The organism is Arthrobacter sp. AG258, from assembly GCF_004364695.1.
Classification (GTDB): Bacteria; Actinomycetota; Actinomycetes; order Actinomycetales; family Micrococcaceae; genus Arthrobacter.
This window is the reverse complement of the sequence record NZ_SOBI01000003.1, coordinates 26,305-44,327: the sequence shown is the minus strand read 5'-3', so window position 1 is coordinate 44,327 and position 18,023 is coordinate 26,305. Positions and strand designations below refer to the sequence as shown.

Annotated in this window: 18 protein-coding genes; 4 read left to right on the top strand and 14 right to left on the bottom strand. The window is 67.4% G+C overall.

Annotated elements, in window-relative coordinates; translation table 11 throughout:
* Positions 1-111 precede the first annotated feature (111 nt).
* Genes DFO47_RS06500 through DFO47_RS06490 form a run of 3 tightly spaced genes read right to left on the bottom strand, consistent with a single transcriptional unit; the run spans position 112 to position 3,222 of the window.
* Complete coding sequence (locus tag DFO47_RS06500; RefSeq protein ID WP_133831103.1) at positions 112-1,116, bottom strand: TAXI family TRAP transporter solute-binding subunit; 1,005 nt, start codon at positions 1,114-1,116, stop codon at positions 112-114.
* Entirely contained in the window at positions 1,109-2,557 is a 1,449-nt protein-coding gene (locus DFO47_RS06495; RefSeq protein WP_133831102.1) for a HAMP domain-containing sensor histidine kinase, read from the bottom strand. The genes DFO47_RS06500 and DFO47_RS06495 overlap by 8 nt, the downstream gene beginning before the upstream one ends.
* Positions 2,554-3,222, bottom strand: a complete 669-nt coding sequence (locus DFO47_RS06490; RefSeq protein ID WP_026265144.1) for a response regulator transcription factor — start codon at positions 3,220-3,222, stop codon at positions 2,554-2,556. Before DFO47_RS06490 ends, DFO47_RS06495 begins: the two co-directional genes overlap by 4 nt.
* Positions 3,223-3,474: 252 nt before the next feature.
* Here DFO47_RS06490 and DFO47_RS06485 point away from each other — a divergent pair, with 252 nt between their 5' ends.
* The gene (locus tag DFO47_RS06485) at positions 3,475-4,869 is read left to right on the top strand and encodes an MFS transporter (RefSeq protein WP_133831101.1); all 1,395 of its coding nucleotides are present in this window, start codon (positions 3,475-3,477) and stop codon (positions 4,867-4,869) included.
* 93 nt (positions 4,870-4,962) lie between these two features.
* Here DFO47_RS06485 and DFO47_RS06480 read toward each other — a convergent pair whose 3' ends face one another.
* A complete protein-coding gene (locus DFO47_RS06480; RefSeq protein ID WP_133831100.1) occupies positions 4,963-5,268 on the bottom strand; it encodes a hypothetical protein in 306 nt (101 codons plus the stop codon).
* A gap of 99 nt (positions 5,269-5,367) precedes the next feature.
* Here DFO47_RS06480 and DFO47_RS06475 point away from each other — a divergent pair, with 99 nt between their 5' ends.
* The gene (locus DFO47_RS06475; protein WP_018763764.1) at positions 5,368-5,982 is read left to right on the top strand and encodes a TetR family transcriptional regulator; all 615 of its coding nucleotides are present in this window, start codon (positions 5,368-5,370) and stop codon (positions 5,980-5,982) included.
* A gap of 100 nt (positions 5,983-6,082) precedes the next feature.
* Positions 6,083-7,831, top strand: coding sequence for a pyruvate dehydrogenase (locus DFO47_RS06470; protein WP_133831099.1), 1,749 nt, complete (start codon positions 6,083-6,085; stop codon positions 7,829-7,831).
* 94 nt (positions 7,832-7,925) lie between these two features.
* Here DFO47_RS06470 and DFO47_RS06465 read toward each other — a convergent pair whose 3' ends face one another.
* The 10 genes from DFO47_RS06465 to DFO47_RS06420 all read right to left on the bottom strand — a co-directional run bounded on the left by DFO47_RS06465 (position 7,926) and on the right by DFO47_RS06420 (position 17,194).
* On the bottom strand, positions 7,926-8,783 hold the full coding sequence (locus tag DFO47_RS06465) for a hydroxymethylpyrimidine/phosphomethylpyrimidine kinase (RefSeq protein ID WP_133831098.1): 858 nt from the start codon (positions 8,781-8,783) through the stop codon (positions 7,926-7,928).
* A gap of 154 nt (positions 8,784-8,937) precedes the next feature.
* Entirely contained in the window at positions 8,938-9,849 is a 912-nt protein-coding gene (locus DFO47_RS06460) for a TIGR01777 family oxidoreductase (protein ID WP_133831097.1), read from the bottom strand.
* 27 nt (positions 9,850-9,876) lie between these two features.
* Positions 9,877-10,533 (bottom strand): TetR family transcriptional regulator, encoded by a 657-nt coding sequence (locus DFO47_RS06455; RefSeq protein ID WP_133831096.1) that lies wholly within the window; start codon positions 10,531-10,533, stop codon positions 9,877-9,879.
* Positions 10,534-10,755: 222 nt separating this feature from the next.
* Positions 10,756-11,694 carry a type IV toxin-antitoxin system AbiEi family antitoxin domain-containing protein gene (locus DFO47_RS06450; protein ID WP_133831095.1) on the bottom strand — a complete coding sequence of 313 codons (939 nt, stop codon included), beginning with the start codon at positions 11,692-11,694 and terminating at the stop codon, positions 10,756-10,758.
* A gap of 166 nt (positions 11,695-11,860) precedes the next feature.
* The gene (locus DFO47_RS06445; RefSeq protein WP_133831094.1) at positions 11,861-12,610 is read right to left on the bottom strand and encodes a dienelactone hydrolase family protein; all 750 of its coding nucleotides are present in this window, start codon (positions 12,608-12,610) and stop codon (positions 11,861-11,863) included.
* Positions 12,611-12,645: 35 nt separating this feature from the next.
* Positions 12,646-13,941, bottom strand: a complete 1,296-nt coding sequence (tgt, locus tag DFO47_RS06440; protein ID WP_109045926.1) for a tRNA guanosine(34) transglycosylase Tgt — start codon at positions 13,939-13,941, stop codon at positions 12,646-12,648.
* A gap of 66 nt (positions 13,942-14,007) precedes the next feature.
* A complete protein-coding gene (locus DFO47_RS06435; RefSeq protein WP_109045899.1) occupies positions 14,008-14,736 on the bottom strand; it encodes a hypothetical protein in 729 nt (242 codons plus the stop codon).
* A gap of 72 nt (positions 14,737-14,808) precedes the next feature.
* The gene (locus DFO47_RS06430; protein WP_133831093.1) at positions 14,809-15,828 is read right to left on the bottom strand and encodes a DUF6707 family protein; all 1,020 of its coding nucleotides are present in this window, start codon (positions 15,826-15,828) and stop codon (positions 14,809-14,811) included.
* A gap of 88 nt (positions 15,829-15,916) precedes the next feature.
* Entirely contained in the window at positions 15,917-16,456 is a 540-nt protein-coding gene (locus DFO47_RS06425; RefSeq protein ID WP_018763774.1) for an NUDIX hydrolase family protein, read from the bottom strand.
* Between the two features lie 9 nt (positions 16,457-16,465).
* Entirely contained in the window at positions 16,466-17,194 is a 729-nt protein-coding gene (locus DFO47_RS06420) for a VOC family protein (protein WP_133831092.1), read from the bottom strand.
* A gap of 108 nt (positions 17,195-17,302) precedes the next feature.
* Between DFO47_RS06420 and DFO47_RS06415 the strand changes: the two genes are divergently transcribed.
* Positions 17,303-17,905, top strand: coding sequence for a YdeI/OmpD-associated family protein (locus DFO47_RS06415; RefSeq protein ID WP_018763776.1), 603 nt, complete (start codon positions 17,303-17,305; stop codon positions 17,903-17,905).
* Positions 17,906-18,023 lie beyond the last annotated feature (118 nt).

Sequence of the window (18,023 nt, the reverse complement as noted above, 5' to 3'; positions counted from 1 at the left end):
TGAGCGGGCGTTTGGGGTTTTCCTGTCGGAGGTGAGCGGGCGTTTGGGTTTTTCCTGTCGGAGGTGAGCGGGCGTTTGGGGTTTTCCGGTCGAAAGTGAGCGGGCGTTGGGTCAGCCGTGCAGGGCCCGGTAGGCGTCGGCCGCGGCGGGGTGCAGGGGGACGCCGGCGGTATTGATGAGGCTTTCGGCGCTGAGGAACTGCACCCCCAGGCTGGACTGTGGAATGAGTTCGCCGGCGTTATGCACCAGCAGTTGCACCGTCCGCTCCACCGTGGCGTTGTCCAGGTCCCGGCGGCACAGGAGCAAATTGGGCGCGCCCACCGTCCACACTGCCGGGATGCCGGGGTAGCTGCCTTCGGGGATGAGGACACGGTCATAGATGCCGCCGTACCGCCGTCGCAGTTCGGGCAGCAGGCCGGAGAGGTCCAGCAGCCGCAGAGCCACCTCCTGCTGGGCTGCGGCGATGGCGGCCGTCGGCACGCCACCGGACCAGAACAACGCATCCACGGCACCCGCCTTCAGGGCGGCAATACCGTCGTTCAGGCCAAGATTTTCGACGGCGGCGGTCCCGGCTGTGGGCGCTGCGGCAGTTGCCGAGGCACCCAGGCCGGCCGCTTCAAGGAGCCGGGGGGTGGTGAGGGAAGTACCGGACCCCGGCTGTCCCACGGCAACCCGGCGCCCGGCAAGCCCGGAGACATCCCGGATCCCACTGTCCTTGCGCACCACGCAGTGGACGTAGTTTTCGTAGACCTTCCCGATCGCTGCGATCTCTGGCGCATTCCCGCTGGATTTGTCCCCGGCAGCGTCCGCGAGGGCCACGGCAAACGCGGCGCGCCCGGCTCGGAGTTCGGCAATGTTGTCCAGGCTCCCGCCGGTGGCTACGGCGCGCGCATGGTTGGCCACGCCGTGACGCTCCAGGGCCGCCGCCAGGAGCGTCGAGAACTCGAGGTAGAAGCCGCCCGGTTCGCCGCCCGCCACAATGAGGCTCTCCGGCCGGTCCCCGCCGGTGCAGGCACTGAGGGCGGGCGGCAGCACGGTTGCAAGTCCGACGGCGGTGGCCCACGCCAGGACGGACCGGCGGGACGGGTGCGGTGCGGGGATGGAAACGCTAGGCACGGGTACCACCGCCGGGCATCGCATCCGGGGCGGCATTCGAGTAGGCGTGGAACTCGATCCGGGCCGTCAATCCGTGGGGGACTGCTTCGGCCAGCACCAGCCGGGCCCCGTTCGCGGCGGCAAGCTCACCCACGATGGTCATACCCAGCCCGGTACCCGGAACCGAGGAGTGCCGGGGGGACCGCCAAAACCTGGTGGCAGCCGAGGCGCGTTCGGACGCCGAAAGCCCCGGGCCGTCGTCGGAAATTTCCACCACAACCGCGTCCATCTCCGTCCGCACGGCAGCGGTGACGGTGGCCCCGGGCGCGTACTTGAAGGCGTTGCCGAGGAGTTCGTCCAGCATCTGGGCCAGCTCGGCGGCCCGGCACGCAATCAGGGCCGCAGGATGGGGTGCCGGCACGAGCACCAGGCGGCACCCGGTCTGGTCCGCCAGGGGTGCCGCCCTTTCGATTTCCCCCTGAAGGACGGGGAACGGGTCGACGGGCGGGGCGGCCGCATGGTCTGCGGGAGAGCCAGATGCCCGCAGGTACCCTTCCGAGGCCCGGTGCTCTGCGGCGGCAAGTTTCAAAACCCCGTCAAGGATGTCCTCCACCCGCTCAAGCTCCGCCACGGCCCGGTCCGCTGCGTCGTGTTCGCGGGCGGATTTCAGCTCAAGCTGGAGCAGGTCCAGCCGCAGCCGGAGTGCGCCCACGGGGTTGCGCAGCTGGTGGGACGTGTCCGCGATCAGCTGCCGTTGCGCTTCCATGCTGGCGCTCACGGTCCTGGCCATCGCCGTGAACGACCGGCTCAGTTCCCGCAGCTCCGGGGGACCTTCCTCCGGAAGCCGCTCGGTGCGCCCGGTCCGTTCCAGCTCGTGCACCGCCGAATCAAGCCGGAGGACGGGCCGCAGCACCCAGCCGGTGACCCTGGCCGCCCCCAGCAGGAGCACTGCTGCCAGCGCCAGGGCGGCAACGCCCACTCCGAGCCAGCGCTGCTGGAGCTTCTGCCGGGCCGTCTCCGCGTGGACGTCCAGGACCACGGCACCGAGCACCTGGCTGGCGCTGCCAAAGGGCCGGAAAATGACGTGCGACCCCGCGCCGAAGGGCTCCAGCGGTTCCAGGGACGTGTTGCTCACGTTCAGCCGGGCCATCGACAGCGCGTCCTGCACATCGGGCCGGCCCGCGTCCAGGTCCCCCGAACGCAGCGTGGCCTGCTGGACGCGGACCACCATCCCTTCGCCATACAGCCCGGAATAGGTGTCCATTTCCCGCTGCAGGCGCACGGTGTCGCCGTCGTTCGCGGCGTCAAAGGCCACTTGTGCCAGCCGGTTCAAGGAGGCCGCCCGATTGATCTGCAGTTCCTGGGTCAGCTCCCGGGAGGCGGAGGTCAGGATGGTGCCCGAGATCAGGAAGACCACCACCAGGCACAGCACGCTGAGGACCCCGAGCACCCGCAGCCTCATCCGGCAGCCGCCTCGACGCGGTAGCCCACGCCGCGGACATTGATGATGAATCCCGGCTTGCCGAGTTTTGCCCGCAGCCCGGTGAGGTGCACGTCCAGGGACCGGGACGAGGCCAGGAAGGCGTCACCCCAGAGGGCGTCCAGGATCTGTTCCCTGGTGACCACCGAGCCTGCATGGCTGGCCAGCAGGGCGAGGAGTTCGAATTCCGTGGCGGTCAGCGGCACCGGTTCGCCTGCCCTGGACGCGGTGCGCTTGGCCAGGTCGATCTCCACATCGCCAAGCACGATCACCTCCTGCGGCGTCCCCCTGCTGCGCCCGGCCCGGCGCGTTACAGCTTCTATCCGGGCCAGCAGTTCCACCAGCTTCACCGGTTTGACCAGGTAGTCGTCCGCGCCGGAGCGGAGCCCGAGCACCACGCTGCGTTCGTCGTCGCGCGCCGTCAAAATCAGGATGGGCACATCGGTGACCTGCCGGAGCTTGCGCAGCACCTCCAGGCCGTCCATGTCCGGAAGCCCGAGGTCCAGCAGAATCACCTGGAAATTCCGGTGGGAGAGCAGCGCGTCAGCGCCCCGGGACAACCGCCGGGGGCGGTGCCCGGCGCTTTCGACGGCGGCCGTGAGCGCGCCGGCCATGGCGTCGTCGTCCTCGACGATCAGCACGTCCATGGCCATCTTCCTTGCCGTGTTTCCAGTGGTTCCAGGTCCAGTTGCCGGTTCATTCCCGCCCCCGTGAGACTACCGCGTGGCGGCAAAATTTGCCCGACGGCGGGAGGTCGGGCAGGGGGAAAGCGGGGCGGCGCGAAACCTAAGGAAGTGTTAGGAAAGTGCGTTCCTCGTTGGTTGTGCGGTGGATCACCCATACCGTGGATGAGGCCCTCCGCCGCAGGAGGCCGAGGTTACTACAGGAGGAACTCACCGATGAGCACCCAACAAGCCGCGCCCCAGTCGGAGGCAGCCCAGACCCGCCGGGCGGTGGGCAACATCCTGAAGGGCTCCGCGGGCAACCTCGTGGAATGGTACGACGTCTACATTTACACGGCGTTCCTGGCGTACTTCCAGCCACACTTCTTCAACTCCAAGGATCCGCTGCAGGGCGCACTGGAAGGCATGGCTGTCTTTGCCGTCACGTTCCTGATGCGGCCCATCGGCAGCTGGTTCTTCGGCAGGTTCGCCGACCGCAAGGGCAGGAAGGCGGCCCTGACGCTGAGCGTGACCATGATGTCCGCGGGCTCATTCTTCATCGCCATCCTGCCCACCAAGGACGTGATCGGCGTCTGGGCGCTGGTCCTGCTGGTGCTGGCGCGCCTGGTCCAGGGCTTCTCGGTGGGTGGCGAATACGGCACCAGCGCCACCTACATGTCGGAGGCGGCCACCGCCAAACGCCGCGGGTTCTTCTCCAGCTTCCAGTACGTCACGCTGATCGGCGGCCAGATGCTGGCACTGCTGGTGCTGGTGGTCCTGCAGAACGTCCTGGACAAGGAGGCCCTGGCCGGGTGGGGCTGGCGCATCCCGTTCGCCATCGGCGGCGTGGCCGCACTGGTCGTGCTGTGGCTGCGGCGTTCCATGGAGGAAACCGTCTCCGCCAGCCAGGTCGAGGCCGCGGCAAACGCCAAGGCATCCGGGGAACCCCAGCCCGGAACGCTCAGGCTGCTCTTCACCAAGCACTGGAAGGCGCTGCTTATCTGCATCGGCGTCACCCTGGGCGGAACGGTGGCGTTCTACACCTACACCAACTTCATCCTCAGCTTCATGAACACCACCAGCGGCATCGCCAAGGAAACGACCTCGGTCATCAACTTCTGGGCGCTGTTCATCTTCATGCTGCTCCAGCCCGTCTACGGCATCATTTCGGACAAGGTGGGCCGCAAGCCCCTGCTGCTCTGGTTCGGCATCACCGGCGTGCTGTTCACCTGGCCGCTGATGTCCGCGCTCGCCGGGACGAAGGATCCCTTCGTGGCCTTCATGCTGATGATGGGCGGCCTGCTGATCGTGGGCGGCTACACCTCCATCAACGCACTGGTGAAGGCCGAACTGTTCCCGGCTTCCATCCGCGCCCTCGGTGTCGGCCTGGGCTACGCGATCGCGAACTCCCTCTTCGGCGGGACGGTGCCGCTGATCGGTGCCGCGCTGCAGAAGGCCGGGCAGGTTGAGCTCCTCTTCACCTACGTCACCCTGGCTATCGGCATCTCGCTGCTGGTCTACATCTTCGCCCTGAAGAACAAGAAGGCCACCCACCTCGATGACGAGCAGGGCCACGCTTGGGAACAAACGCCGGTGGGTGGCGGCAAGGACAAGGATCCGCTCGGCGTCTAGTCCGGGAGGCACCAGGGTGCCTGGTTCCCAAGGAGGCGTACGACGACGGCTGCCAGGCCGTCGTCGTACGCCTCCTTTATGCGCTGGGGATCCTTAGCGCCGGGCAGTCCGCCGCCGCGCCAGGAAGCCGTGGGCGGCGAACAGGCGGGGCAGTACCACGTACACCGCAGTCGGCACCACCACCATGGTCAGGGCCATCGCCCGGAAGATGGGATGCCAGCTTTCCATCAACGGGGCGGAAGCCATCATTCCAACAGCCACCAGCGGGAAGATGGCCAGCCAGGTGATGGCGGCGCGGACGTGGATGGACGGCGGAATGGGCAGCGCCGCGGGCTCCGGTGGCGTGGGGGTTGTCGAATTGGCAATGGCGGGGGAGGCGGGCTGTGTCACCGTGTCCATGGGAACTCCAACTAGTTAGTTGCTTTTTGTTTGCAACGACAATAAACCGCGGCCTGCAACAATTGCAACTACCTGGTTGGAATTGCGTAGACTTGTGTCATGGCGTGGAACACGGAGCGGACCAAGGAACTGTTGCTCGCTGCTGCCACGGAGGAGTTCAGTGCCAAGGGCCTGGCGGGAGCCCGGGTGGACCGGATCGCAACTGCCGCGGGCGTGAACAAGGAACGCATCTACCAGTACTTCGGCAAGAAGGATGAGCTCTTCGACGCCGTCCTGGCCGCCGAAATGGTCCGGGTCATGACCGAGGTACCCATTAGCGGCAGCGGGCCGGAAGCGTTTGGAGAATACGCCGGCCGCCTCTTTGACCGGCACACCACCGACGGCGTCCTGCCCCGGCTCCTGTTCTGGGAAGGCCTTGAACGCGGCAAGGAAACCGTCAGCCGTGCCACCCGGTCCGACCACTGCGCCATCAAGGTGGGCCAGGTGCTTGACGTCCTGCCCGGGATCGACCGCACGGACGCCGCGGACCTGCTGATCACCGTCATCACCCTCTGCGACGGCTGGCCCGTCCTGCCCCAGATCGACACCCTCCTGGCGGGCAGCGGCCCTGACCGCACCGCCCGGCGTCGTGCGTTCATTGTGCGGACCGCCACCCTGCTCGCCGGCGCGCTCCTCGCGGAGGCGCAGGCAGCGTTGGCAAACGCGCCCGGCTAGCTGCACCACCGCGTCCGCTGGCGGCGGGCGGTCCGCCGGGCGCGGGCGGACTATATTGGGCCATGTCAGCACAGCACCACAAACGCGGGAGTCTGCACTCATGGCCAAGGAACTTGCCACCCAGCTCATCGAACAACTCCAGGCTGCCGGCGTGCAGCGGATCTACGGGATTGTGGGTGACAGCCTCAACCCGATCGTGGACGCCGTCCGGCAAACAGGTGGGGCGGCGAAGGGTGGGATCGACTGGATCCACGTCCGCCATGAGGAAGCCGCCGCCTTTGCCGCAGCCGCCGAAGCCCAGCTCACCGGCAAGCTCGCGGTCTGCGCAGGATCCTGCGGCCCCGGCAACCTGCACCTGATCAACGGCCTGTACGACGCCAACCGGTCCGGGGCGCCCGTGCTGGCCATTGCCTCCCACATCCCCAGCAAGCAGATCGGCAGCAGCTTCTTCCAGGAAACCCACCCGGACCGGCTCTTCAACGAATGTTCGGTGTACTCCGAACTGGTCAGCACCGCCGAGCAGGCGCCGCGGGTCATGCACAGCGCCATCCAGCACGCCGTGGGCCTCGGGGGAGTCGCCGTCGTGACCCTTCCCGGCGACATTGCCGGACTCGAGGCAACGGCACCCACCCCGCTGCCGGCCGCCTTCCGTCCCGCCAGCCTGGTCCCGGATCCGGCCAGCGTCCAAGCGCTCGCGGACGCCATCAACGACGCCGGCAAGGTGGCAATTTTCGCCGGCGCCGGCGTGGAGGGGGCACATGCAGAGCTGATGGCGCTCGCTGAGCTGGCCAAGGCGCCGGTGGGGCACTCGCTCCGCGGCAAGGACTTCGTCCAGTACGACAACCCCTTCGACATCGGCATGACCGGCCTGCTCGGCTACGGCGCCGCCGCCGAGGGCATCGAAGACGCCGACCTTCTGGTCCTCCTCGGCACGGACTTCCCGTACGACCAGTTCCTGCCCGACACCAGGACCGCGCAGGTGGACCGGGCGGCGCAGCGGCTGGGCCGGCGGACCGACGTCGACATTGCCGTCCACGGCGACGTCCTCCCCACCCTGCGGGCCCTGCTGCCGCTGGTGAAGGCCAAGAAGAGCCGCAGGTTCCTGGACCAGATGCTCAAGAAGCACGACAGGCTGATGAACAAGGCCGTGGGCGCCTACACCCGCAAGGTGGAGAAAAAGCAGCCCATCCACCCGGAGTACGCGGCCTCGCTCCTGGACCAGGTGGCGGCAGAGAACGCCATTTTCACCGCGGACACGGGCATGTGCAACGTCTGGACCGCCCGCTACATCAACCCGCTGGGCACCCGGCGGCTGATCGGGTCCTTCCTGCACGGGTCCATGGCCAACGCCCTGCCGCATGCCATCGGCGCACAGTTGGCCTATCCCGGCCGGCAGGTGGTCTCGGTCTCGGGCGACGGCGGCCTGTCCATGCTGCTGGGGGAGCTGATCACGGTGGCGGCGCACCGGTTGCCGGTCAACGTGGTGGTCTTCAACAATTCCACCTTGGGCATGGTGAAGCTGGAGATGCTGGTGGATGGCCTGCCCGATTTCGGCGTGGACGTGCCGGACGCCGACTACGCCGCCGTGGCCAAGGCCCTGGGGTTCCACGCCGTGCGCGTGACGGATCCGGCACAGATCGAGACGGCGTACCGGGAGGCTTTTGCACACCCCGGTCCCTCCCTGGTGGAGCTGATCACCGATCCCAAAGCGCTGTCCATCCCGCCCAAGATCTCCGGGTCACAGGTGCTGGGGTTCGCCACCGCCATGTCCAAGGTGGTCCTGAACCGGGGAGCGGGCGAGGCCGTGAGTATGGCCCGCAGCAACCTGCGCAACATCCCGCGGCGCTAGGAACACGTCGAGATCGCCGGAAACTCCCGGGTTCGCCGGAAACTCCCGGCGATCTCGAGGGTTTCCGGCGAACCCGGCGCGGGGAGAAGAGGTTCTACCGGGCTCCGCCCTGCCAGAGCGCATCGAACGGGGCGCCCGAGGCTACGCGGTTGCGGATACCGGCGGTGACGAAGTCCTTGGCGGTCCGGGCTGCATCCAATGGCGTGGCGCCCTTGGCCAGCTCCGCGGTCACGGCTGCGGCGAGCGAGCAGCCGGCACCGGAGACGGCAACTTCGCCCACCTTCGGGGCTGTGAGGACTTCCAGGGTCTCACCGTCGTAGAAGACGTCGACGGCGTCCGGGCCTTCCAGCCGCACCCCGCCCTTGGCCAGGACTGCTGCACCGCTGAGTTCGTGGATGCGGACGGCGGCGGCCTTCAGGGACTCGACGTCGGTGATCTCCAGCCCGGACAGGGACTCCGCCTCGAAGTGGTTCGGCGTCACGAAGGTTGCCAGCGGCAGGATCTGGGCTTTCAGGGCCTGGTCCGTGTCCAGCGCATGGCCCGGTTCCTGGCCTTTGCAGATCAGCACCGGATCCAGGACCACGTTGGCGAAGCTGTTTTCCTGCAGCGCGGAGGCCACCGTGCTGATCGTTGCCGGGCTGCCCAGCATGCCGATCTTCACCGTGTCCAGCGCGGACGGTGCGCCGGAGGCCGGACCATACGCCGCCGTCGTCGCCTCCAGCTGGTCAGCGATCACCTGCTGGTCCACCGGCACGAAGCGGTGGTTCCAGCTGTCCTTCGGGTCGAAGGAGACGATGCAGGTCAGGTTCGCGATGCCGAAGACGCCCAGCTCCTGGAATGTCTTCAGGTCGGCCTGGGCGCCGGCACCGCCGGTTGCCTCGGAACCTGCGATGGTGAGGACGACGGCGGGACCGTTGACGGACAGCGTTGCATCAGGGGTAGCGGAAGTCATGCCCCCATCCTGCCACCCGGCGTCGGGCGCTTTCCATGTGGTGACGTACAGGGCATCGGGACGTCATATGGTCAGGAATCCAGCGGCTCAGAGCCTGTCAGCGCGGCGCCGGGCAGGAATGCCCCTGGTCCAAAGGGGACGTGGAGCAGGCGGTTCACGGCCGGGACCGGGCGATCTGAAGCAGGGCCTGCCCCAGCTCCGGCTGGCTGTAAACGAAGCCCGCGTCGAGCAGTTTCTGCGGCTGTACCCACCTGCTCTTCAGAACGAGTTCGGTCTCCGTGCGGATCAGGATGGCGCCTGCCCGAAGGAGCCATCCCGGGGTAGGTATGCCGAAGCGCGCGCCGTAGGCCCGGCGCACCAAACGCATCATCTCCCGGTTGCTCACCACGTCCGGTGAAGCCACATTTACCGGCCCTGCGATGCCGGTCCGCGCGTGCAGGAAGCGGATGCTGCGGTACAGGTCCTCCACATGGACCCAGCTGAACTTCTGCCAGCCATCCCCCATGTGGCCGCCCAGCCCCAGCCGTGCGAGGTTGGCGAACGGAGCCAGTGCACCGCCACCGCGGCCCAGCACGATAGCGATCCGCAGGGGGATCTTCCGGGTTCCCGGTGTGACCGCCGACTCAAGGGCGGCTTCCCAAGCTTTGGCCACGTCCACCGAGAAGCCGGTGCCCAGCTCGCCGTCGAACTCGGACTGGGGACGATCGCGGGCATCGCGGTAGATGGTTCCGGTGCTGGCATTCAGCCAGGTCGACGGCGGCTCCTGGCACCGCGCGATGGCCCGGCCGAGTGCCTTGGTGGTGGACACCCTCGAGTCCATGATCACCCCCTTGTTCCGCTCGCTGTAACGGCACGAGACGGAGCGTCCGGCGAGGTTCACCACCAGTTCGGCGCCGTTGAGCACCCGGGCCATGCCGGCGTCGTCGGCCCATGCTGCCGCGGAACTGCCGGTTCCCTTGCGTCCTATGGTCCGCACCATCCAGCCGTCCTCCTGGAAACGCCGGCGCAGGTAGGTGCCAATGAAGCCCGAAGCGCCTGCCAGTACAACTGTCCTTGTGCTGTCCACCTTTTCCCCCAATGGTTGTTGTCTTTCTTAACCGCGGATGCTGCGGCTCAGGTCGAGGACGTCGTCCAGCACCTTGCCGACTCCCGGGATGCGGGCAAGTGCCAGTCCGCGGGCCACCAGTGGAGCCGCTCCGTCCACCAGTTTCCTGGTCCGCCGCTGGCCCTCGGAGGTGTCGTAGACCCAGAACAGGGTGATGCCCATGTAGCAGAGCCAGAGCAGTTCCGGCAGGTCGTCCCGCACCTTTTTCGGTACGGCAGGGCGGGTCCCGTCCACCGTGTTCCTGAAGATATCCAGGGCTGCTTCCCGAGCGAGGGTTGAGCCCCCGGAGAACGGGTTCACCGGCGATGTTGGCCGGATGGCGGTGGCCACGAAGTCCGCTCCGAAGCGGTGGTACGGGGCCATGACGTCAAGGCCGGCATGCAATGTGGCCTTCAGCCGCTCAGCGAATCCGGCGGTCCGCTCCAGCGCTTCGGAGGCCAGGGCAGCGTGCTCGGCCTGCACCTGGATGTACAACTCGTGGACAAGATCGTCCTTGGACGCGAAGTAGTAGTAGGCGTTGCCTACGGAAACGCCTGCCTCGGCAGCGATGGCGCGCATGGTGGTCTTCTCGAAGCCGATCTCACGGAACATGCGCAGCGCAGTGTCCGCCACCCGCTGCCGGGTCTGTTCACTCTTGGCAACCACCGCGTCTCCCCATTCTTGAACGTGTTCAAAAACGAGTGTGACATAAAACTGAACGTGTTCAAAGAATGCTTGGGATCCGATAATCGCTGTGTTCCGGCACCGGCCCGGGTGTGGCGCTTCACGCCGCGTGGGTGTCAGATCGCCGGAAAGATGCCAGGTCGCCGGAAAGAACCGGCGACCTGGTCCCGTTCCGGCGATCTGGCGCTCCACCCGGCGGTTTGGCTACCGCCCAAGTGCGGCCAGGACACGGGCTTTGAACTCATGTTCACGGAAGAGGTCGGCCCAGGTCAGGCGAAGGAAGGTCCAGCCGTTCTCGGTGAGGGCCTTCTCGCGCTGCCGCTCCTGAAACAACGCCTCAGCCGTTGGCCGGTAGTCGAAGTACTTCGCTTTCCCGTCGAATTCGAGTGCCACCTTCTTGTCCTTCCAGGCGAAATCCAGCCGGTACCGGCCGGCACGAGTTGCTACCAACACCTGGGGCTCCGGCAGGGGAAGTTTCAGCCGCATCAGGAGTTCTCGGGTCAGTGTTTCGCCGGCTGACTCCGAACGTGGATCTGCATGGTTTAGGGCGCGCCGGAGGGTCCGGATCCCGCGGCGCCCCTCCAGCCCCTCGGCCATGCTTTCGAGGAGGGTTTTGTCGGCCCCAAGCCGGAGGGCATGATCGGTCAGTACCAGTGCCTGGCGGTAACCCAGCATCATGGCGCAATCAACTACCGTCCGCTCCAGCGAGGTCACCCTGAGGCCGCCGAGGGTGACCACCTCCGACGCTGTCCACGGCCGGGTATGGCCTTGGACATCCTTGCCGAGCCGCTCGCTGGAAGGATTCCGCGGCAGCAGAAGGTGGATCGTGTCATCGACTGCCCACAGGTGCAGAGCGTGCATCCGGGCCGCAGAGGTATGGCTGTACACATAGCCGCCCGATGAGGTGGTCAGCGTCCCGTGCGCGTGCGCGCGAATCAACTGCTTGCTGCGGACGGGACTTGTCTGCTTCTCCCACAGCTCGGCGCGGATGTAGCAGCCGTGGCGAAGCCGTACCAGCTTCCCGTGGAGGACCAATGCCTTGATGGCCCGGGAATTGAGGCCGCTCTCGTGCAACTGCGCCGTCCGCCATAGGTTGCCGGTGCTCGGAAGGGAGGGGAGACGGAAAGGCGGCTGGAGTGTCATCCGGACAGGATCCTGCCGCTGCGGCAACTCAGGAAGGCGCCGCCGTCGTCATGTGGAAAACCTGCCAGGGCCGCCCTGCCCCCGGGCTCGCCGCAAGCCGTCCAGCTCGCCGCAACGTTCCGGCGATCCGGCAGCGTTCCGGCGAGTTCGACGGCGGCCGGCCGGGTCAGGCCTTCAGCGTCCCGTCCAGGAGGGCCCGCAGTTCACGGAAATGTCGTTCCGTGGCTTCAGGGTGGAAGGCCGACGTGTCCGCCATCGTGTACCCGTGGGGAGCCCCGGTGTAGATGACGTTGGACGCCTCCAAGCCCGTGTCCCGCAGCGCGTCGCCCAAGCGGGCCACGGCGTCCGGGGCCATGCTCCTGTCGTTGTCGGCGTGGCCGAACACGAAGCGGGCCCGTGCGTTCCCCAGCCCACGGTGCGGGCTGTCCGGCTCGTCCGTGGCCAGGCCGCCGCCGTGGAAGCCACCGCAGGCTGCCACTACCGCGGGGTGCGCAGTGGCGGTCCGGACGGCAAGTCGGGCGCCCATGCAGTAGCCGGTGGTTCCGATGGGGCCGGGGGCAACGCCGTCGAGCCCGGCCAGCGCGGCAACCCACGCATCGATGTCCGGCAGCGCCTTGTCCGACGTCAGGTGCCCGACCCGCGGGAACGCCGCCTTGCCGGCCGCTTCCCGGCCTTCCTGGGTGGACATGTCAACGGCCGGGGCCAGCTGCTCCACGGTTCCGTCCCGGTAGAAGACGTTGGGGGCCAGCACCACGTAGCCCCAGTCCGCGATGCGCTGCGCCATCTCCTCGATGCGGGGGCGCAGGCCAAAGGCGTCCATGTAAAGGATCACGCCGGGGAACGGGCCGGTTCCGCTGGACGGACGGGCGACAAGGGCTTCGGCAGGGCCTGCTGCGGCCTGGATCTCAATGAGCATCTGGTCAGGATAGCGGAGGCTGCCGGGAGCAACGCTCAGGAGTAGTACCGGCCCAGGGTTTCCGCCTTGAAGTCGAAGAACGTGCCGGACTCGATGGCCAGCCGGGCGTCGTCCACCATCTTCACCACGAACCGCTCGTTGTGGATGGAGATGAGGGTGGCGGACACCATTTCCTTGGCCTTGAACAGGTGGTGGATGTATGCCCGGGAGTAGTTGGCACACGCGTAGCAGTCGCAGCCTTCCTGCAGGGGCCCGAAATCGCGCTTGTATTTGGCGCCGGAAAGGTTGAACCGGCCGTAAGGCGTGTAGAAGGCCGAGTTCCGGGCCACGCGGGTGGGGGAGACGCAGTCGAACGTATCGGCGCCGTTTTCGATGGCCGTAAAGATGTCGTCAGGCTCGGAAATCCCCAGCAGGTGGCGCGGCTTGTCCTCCGGCAGTTCCTCGTTGCACCAGCGGACGATCGTGCCCAGGTTCTCCTTCTCCAAGGCCCCGCCAATACCGAAACCGTCGAACGGCATGGCACCAAGGTCCCGGCACGCCTTCCGGCGGAGGTCCTCGTACTGTGCCCCCTGGATCACGCCGAACAGGGCTTGGTACGGCTTGCCCGCGCGGTCCTCCGTCAGGCGGAAGTGCTCCTCAATGCACCGCACCGCCCACAGCCGGGTGCGCTCCAGGGACTCTTCCTGGTAGCGGCGGGAGTTCTGCAAGGTGGTGAGCTCGTCGAACGCGAACATGATGTCCGCGCCGATCTGGTGCTGGACCTGCATGGAAATTTCCGGGGAGAAGCGGTGGCGGTCGCCATTGAGGTGGGATTTGAACCAGACACCGTCGTCGTCGATGTGCGCCAGGCGCTCTTTGCCGGGGGCCACGGCGTCATCCGGGCCGGGTGCGCCCGCGGCAGCAACAGTCTTCATGTCGATGACCTTCTTGAACCCGGACCCCAGGCTCATCACCTGGAAACCGCCGGAGTCCGTGAACGTGGGACCGGACCAGTTCATGAAGGCGCCCAGGCCGCCGGCCTCGTCCAGGATGTCCGGGCCGGGCTGAAGGTACAGGTGGTAGGCATTGGCCAGCAGGGCCTGCGCGCCCAGGTCCGCCATCGATTCCGGCAGTACCGCCTTGACCGTTGCTTTGGTGCCGACGGCGATGAACGCCGGCGTCTGGATCTCACCGTGCGGGGTGGTGATGGTGCCGGTGCGGCCCAGGAACTCGCCGCCGTTTTCCCTTTCTTGGGCCGCTGACGGCGGGCAGGAGTCCGCCAGCCGCGTGCCTACGGTGAAAGAGAACTGCGATTGGGTTTCAGGCAGGGCGAAGGCAGGGTTGGCAGGCACCACACCAGTCTGCCAGCAAACCTTACGACGCCGGCAACCGGTCCCGGGCAGGCCGGCGGCGGAGCGTCAGCTGGCTGGGTCCGTCCCGGGGTAGTTGGCCTCCCGCCAAGAATCCCAGGCGGAACGCACGGCGTCGAAGGCTCCGGCGCCAAGGTCATAGGTGGAAACCACCACCAGCGAACCGTCGCCCTCCGCACGGACGTCCTTGATGGCAGGGTGGTCCGCAACCACCAGCAGCCCTTCGCCGTGCTCGGCGTAACTGTGCACGGTGAGGCCCACTTGGTGGCTGGTCCGGTACCAGACCTTGCCGCTGATTTCCTCTCCGGTATCTAAAGTGACCTGGTACGGCTCGCCCGGGGCCGGAAGGTCCTTCAGCCCGAGTTTTTCGATGGCCGAGCCCTTCCCGTCCGTCAGGTGCAGGAACAGGGTGTGCCGCTTGCCGTGCGGGTGGCGTTCCAGCGCGAAGCGGAGCTGCTGAAGGAACGTCAGCCACCCTTGGGTGATGTCCTCGTCCCAGGCTGCCCACTCCGAATTGTGGTCGAGCGCCCCGCGTGTGACGCTGACCCTTGTCCCTTCCGGCACCGGGTGGAGTTCGAACGTGTCCCCGCCGTGCACCGTCAGGCTGGTATGGTCCGCGGATTCCTGTTCGTCGCCGGAGAAATAGATCTGCTTGATCTCGGACTCCAGGTCCTCGGCCTGCCAGCCGTGCCACTGGGCCACCTTGGACGGTTCACGCAGCATGGTCCAGACCTGCGGCGCGTCGGCGTTGATCACTACGCTGAGATTGTTCGTCATAGCCCCGAATGTACAACTCCGGCTACGCCCCGGGTAGGGGGAATTTTTACCGCCGGAGGGTCGCCGCCGGGCTCAGGCTCGGACTGCCTCCAGCTCGTTGCTGATGCGCCGTTCAAGTTCGGTCATGCCGATGGTTTCCGAACCGCCGTGGGCTCGCAGGAACAGCAGGGACTCCAGCCGCAGGAGCCGCCATTCGCGTTCTGCGTCGTGGTTGGAGTTGTCGATCGAGCGGAAGATTTCCTTGTCGTACAGGTTGGGCTCGTTGAGTGAGCGCTGCCGAACCTTGGCCGCCATGCGAGCCTTGAACGGATCCGTTTCCTGGTTTTCCGGGGTACGGATCAGTTTCTCGTAGACCTCGGCGCGTTTATCCTGGCCGTCCTGCCGGCAGATGTAGCTGGCCAGTGCCAGGGATGCTTCCACGGAGGTCCACCGGCCCGGGTTGCCGTCGTAGGGCAGCACGGTGAGGAGGTCCGCGACGGACAGCGCGGCGTCTGCGTCCTTGAGCGTGACGAACAGTTCGTGCGCGAGGTCGCTGAGGTCCTTCAGGCAGCTGCCGGACTTGAAGTTGACCCCTTTGGACAGCCGGTCGGCCAGGAGCAGGACACCCTCCGCATCCGGGTGCGCTTCCGCGGCGGCTTCCACCACGGACTCAGGGGTGCCGGCCGGCGCCGGGATGAGCGCGAGCTCCTCCTCGCTGGGCCCGTTCACGGCGGGCGGCGCGGGCGGCAGCGGGGGAAGGACGACGGCGGGCGCCACCGCAATGGGGCCCGTCCCGGCCGCCGGCTGGGACGGCGCGGCTCCCGCCTCGGGCAAAGGTGCGGCCTCTGGAAGGTCCGCCGGCAGCGGAAGCTGCGTGACGTCGTCGTGCGCTCCATCCACAACGGTGACCGTGGCGCCCACGGCAACCCTCAGCGTTCCGCCGCCGGAAAGGCTCGCCAGTACCAGGGCCGGGGAGCCGTAGTCGTCCCGCTCAAGCTCCACCTGGTCGATTTCGGCGGTGCGTTGGCCGTCCGGAAGGAGGATGTGGGTGCCGGTGGTCAGAGATCCAGCCTGCTGTTCACGGTGGTGCCTGGCGGCTGGTGTTTCGGTCATGGGAGTCCTTAAGTTCTCTTGCGGTCCGCCCTACAGTCTACAAAGCCGGGCACCTAAAACCGGGGACCCCCACGTCCCGGCGGGGTGGTCAGAAGCCCACGCCTGCGAAGGCCAGGGCCTGCCGGATGAGGCCGCCGCGGCCGCCGGAAAACTCCATCTGGACGCCCGGGCTGAGCACTTCTTCCGGGGTCATCCACGTCAGTTCCAGGGCGTCCTGGCGGGGTTCGCACTCGCCCGTGACCGGGATGATGTAGGCCAGGGACACGGCGTGTTGCCGCTCGTCGGTGAACCCTGTCTGGGACGGTGCCGGGAAGTATTCGGCCACCGTGAACGGCACGGGGCTGAGCGGAAGCTGGGGGAACGCCAAGGGGCCCAAGTCCTTTTCCATGTGCCGCAGCAGGGCGGCGCGGATGGTCTCGCGGTAGATGACCCGGCCGGACACCAGGGAGCGCACCATGGTCCCGTCGGCATCGGCCTGCAGCAGCGTTCCCACCTCGTTGACGTAGCCCAGCGGGTCCAGCCTGACCGGAACTGCCTCCACGTACACCATGGGCAGCCGCCCGCGCGCCTCAAAGAGGTCTTCTTCGGAGAGCCAGCCGGGATTCGGGTCAGGTGTGCGCACGTTCATGGTTAAGTTCTACCCCATGGGGCGGCGCTCCGAGATCCAGACGGTGGCGGGCGCGTTGGGGCTGCCAGCGTCCGGATTGGCCACGTGGAGGGTGCTCCCGAAGGCCTCCTCGGTGAGGCTGGCCGGGAAACCGGCTCCAGCGAGCCGCTCCCGCAACGGTTCCAGCGGGCCGCCGTACTCGAAGCCCAGGCCGGAGCGGGACGGCCCGGACGCCGCCCGGACCAGCAGGACGCCGCCGTTCTTGGCCGTGAAGTCGGCGGTTTCGTCGTCGTCGGGCACGGGCCGCGGCCGCGCCCCGATATGCAACATGGTGCGGACGGCAGCTTCCGGATCTGCGGTGTACCAGACGGCGACGACGGCAAGGGCGGGGTCGGCGTCGGCGCACTGGGCCTCGTGGACGGCCTTGTCGGCCAGGAAGCTGAAGCCGTCCGGCGCGCTGATGCGGCAGGCTTCGCCGTGGTCGGCCGTGACCAGTTCGGCGGGCACGGTTGCCTCCTCCTGTGCCGAGTCGTTGGTGCGGCGGGCAAACTCTGCCACGTCGCCCACCTCCACCGCGAAGACGGTGCGGCCGTCCTGCCCGGACCCGGCCTCCGCCCCATGGAGCGCCAGGCGGCCGGACGCGGAATCGAAGACCTGCCAGCCGCCGTCGTCCTCTGTTTGTGCCATCCCCAGTACGGTAAGGAACTGCTTCCAGGTGTCGGTGCGCGAGGTGAAGTGGACGGGGCGGACTCGGAGCATGGCGTTGTCCTTGGTGCTGGGTGGCGTGCGGCTGTATGGCCATGATGCCACGTGGCCGGCCGGTGCGCAGGGGCTTGTGGCAGGTCATTTTCCCGGCAGAATGGGGCCATGGCCGATGACCTCGAGGAACTGCTGGTGCCCGACGCCGCTGCCTGGCGCGCGTGGCTGGAAGCGAACCACAGCACCAGCCCCGGCGTCTGGCTGGTGCTGCATAAGAAGGGCGGCACGGTGACCGGCCTCGACTATCCGGCGGCCCTGGATGAGGCCCTGTGCTTTGGCTGGATCGACGGGCAGCTCCGGCGCCGCGATGATGAAAGCTCGTTTCAGCGGATGACACCCCGGCGGCCCAGGAGTATCTGGTCCGCCCGGAACGTGGGACATGTCGCCCGGCTGGAAGCGGAGGGAAAAATGACCGACGCCGGCAGGGCGGCAGTTGCCGCGGCCAAGGCGGACGGCCGCTGGGAAGCAGCCTACGGCGGCCAGGCCGACGTGGAGGTCCCCCCGGACCTTGCGGCAGCGATCGCCGCGAACCCGGCCGCGCAGGAGATGTTCGATGTCCTGACCAAGACCAACCTGTTCGCCCTGGTGTTCCGGACCAACACGGCCAAGCAGGCAGCCACCCGGGAACGCCGGATCGCCGCGTTCGTGGAGATGCTGGCACGGGGCGAGACGCCGTATCCCCAGAAGAAGCGCCCCGCAGGCCGTGACTAGCTGCGGCCGCATGACGAACCGGATTCGGCTCCCGGCGGCCTGCCGGGTAAAATTGACGGTTCACTTGCGCTGGTGCCGTTCCCCGACCCGGGGGACGGCACTTGTGCGTTCAGCGACG

What these genes read in the sequence shown, in the direction of transcription:
- DFO47_RS06495 (WP_133831102.1), bottom strand. Translation starts at nt 2,557, where the DNA reads ATGAGGCTGCGGGTGCTCGGGGTCCTCAGCGTGCTGTGCCTGGTGGTG.
- DFO47_RS06490 (WP_026265144.1), bottom strand. Translation starts at nt 3,222, where the DNA reads ATGGACGTGCTGATCGTCGAGGACGACGACGCCATGGCCGGCGCGCTC.
- DFO47_RS06485 (WP_133831101.1), top strand. Translation starts at nt 3,475, where the DNA reads ATGAGCACCCAACAAGCCGCGCCCCAGTCGGAGGCAGCCCAGACCCGC.
- DFO47_RS06480 (WP_133831100.1), bottom strand. Translation starts at nt 5,268, where the DNA reads ATGGACACGGTGACACAGCCCGCCTCCCCCGCCATTGCCAATTCGACA.
- DFO47_RS06475 (WP_018763764.1), top strand. Translation starts at nt 5,368, where the DNA reads ATGGCGTGGAACACGGAGCGGACCAAGGAACTGTTGCTCGCTGCTGCC.
- DFO47_RS06470 (WP_133831099.1), top strand. Translation starts at nt 6,083, where the DNA reads ATGGCCAAGGAACTTGCCACCCAGCTCATCGAACAACTCCAGGCTGCC.
- DFO47_RS06465 (WP_133831098.1), bottom strand. Translation starts at nt 8,783, where the DNA reads ATGACTTCCGCTACCCCTGATGCAACGCTGTCCGTCAACGGTCCCGCC.
- DFO47_RS06450 (WP_133831095.1), bottom strand. Translation starts at nt 11,694, where the DNA reads ATGACACTCCAGCCGCCTTTCCGTCTCCCCTCCCTTCCGAGCACCGGC.
- DFO47_RS06445 (WP_133831094.1), bottom strand. Translation starts at nt 12,610, where the DNA reads ATGCTCATTGAGATCCAGGCCGCAGCAGGCCCTGCCGAAGCCCTTGTC.
- DFO47_RS06435 (WP_109045899.1), bottom strand. Translation starts at nt 14,736, where the DNA reads ATGACGAACAATCTCAGCGTAGTGATCAACGCCGACGCGCCGCAGGTC.
- DFO47_RS06430 (WP_133831093.1), bottom strand. Translation starts at nt 15,828, where the DNA reads ATGACCGAAACACCAGCCGCCAGGCACCACCGTGAACAGCAGGCTGGA.
- DFO47_RS06425 (WP_018763774.1), bottom strand. Translation starts at nt 16,456, where the DNA reads ATGAACGTGCGCACACCTGACCCGAATCCCGGCTGGCTCTCCGAAGAA.
- DFO47_RS06420 (WP_133831092.1), bottom strand. Translation starts at nt 17,194, where the DNA reads ATGCTCCGAGTCCGCCCCGTCCACTTCACCTCGCGCACCGACACCTGG.
- DFO47_RS06415 (WP_018763776.1), top strand. Translation starts at nt 17,303, where the DNA reads ATGGCCGATGACCTCGAGGAACTGCTGGTGCCCGACGCCGCTGCCTGG.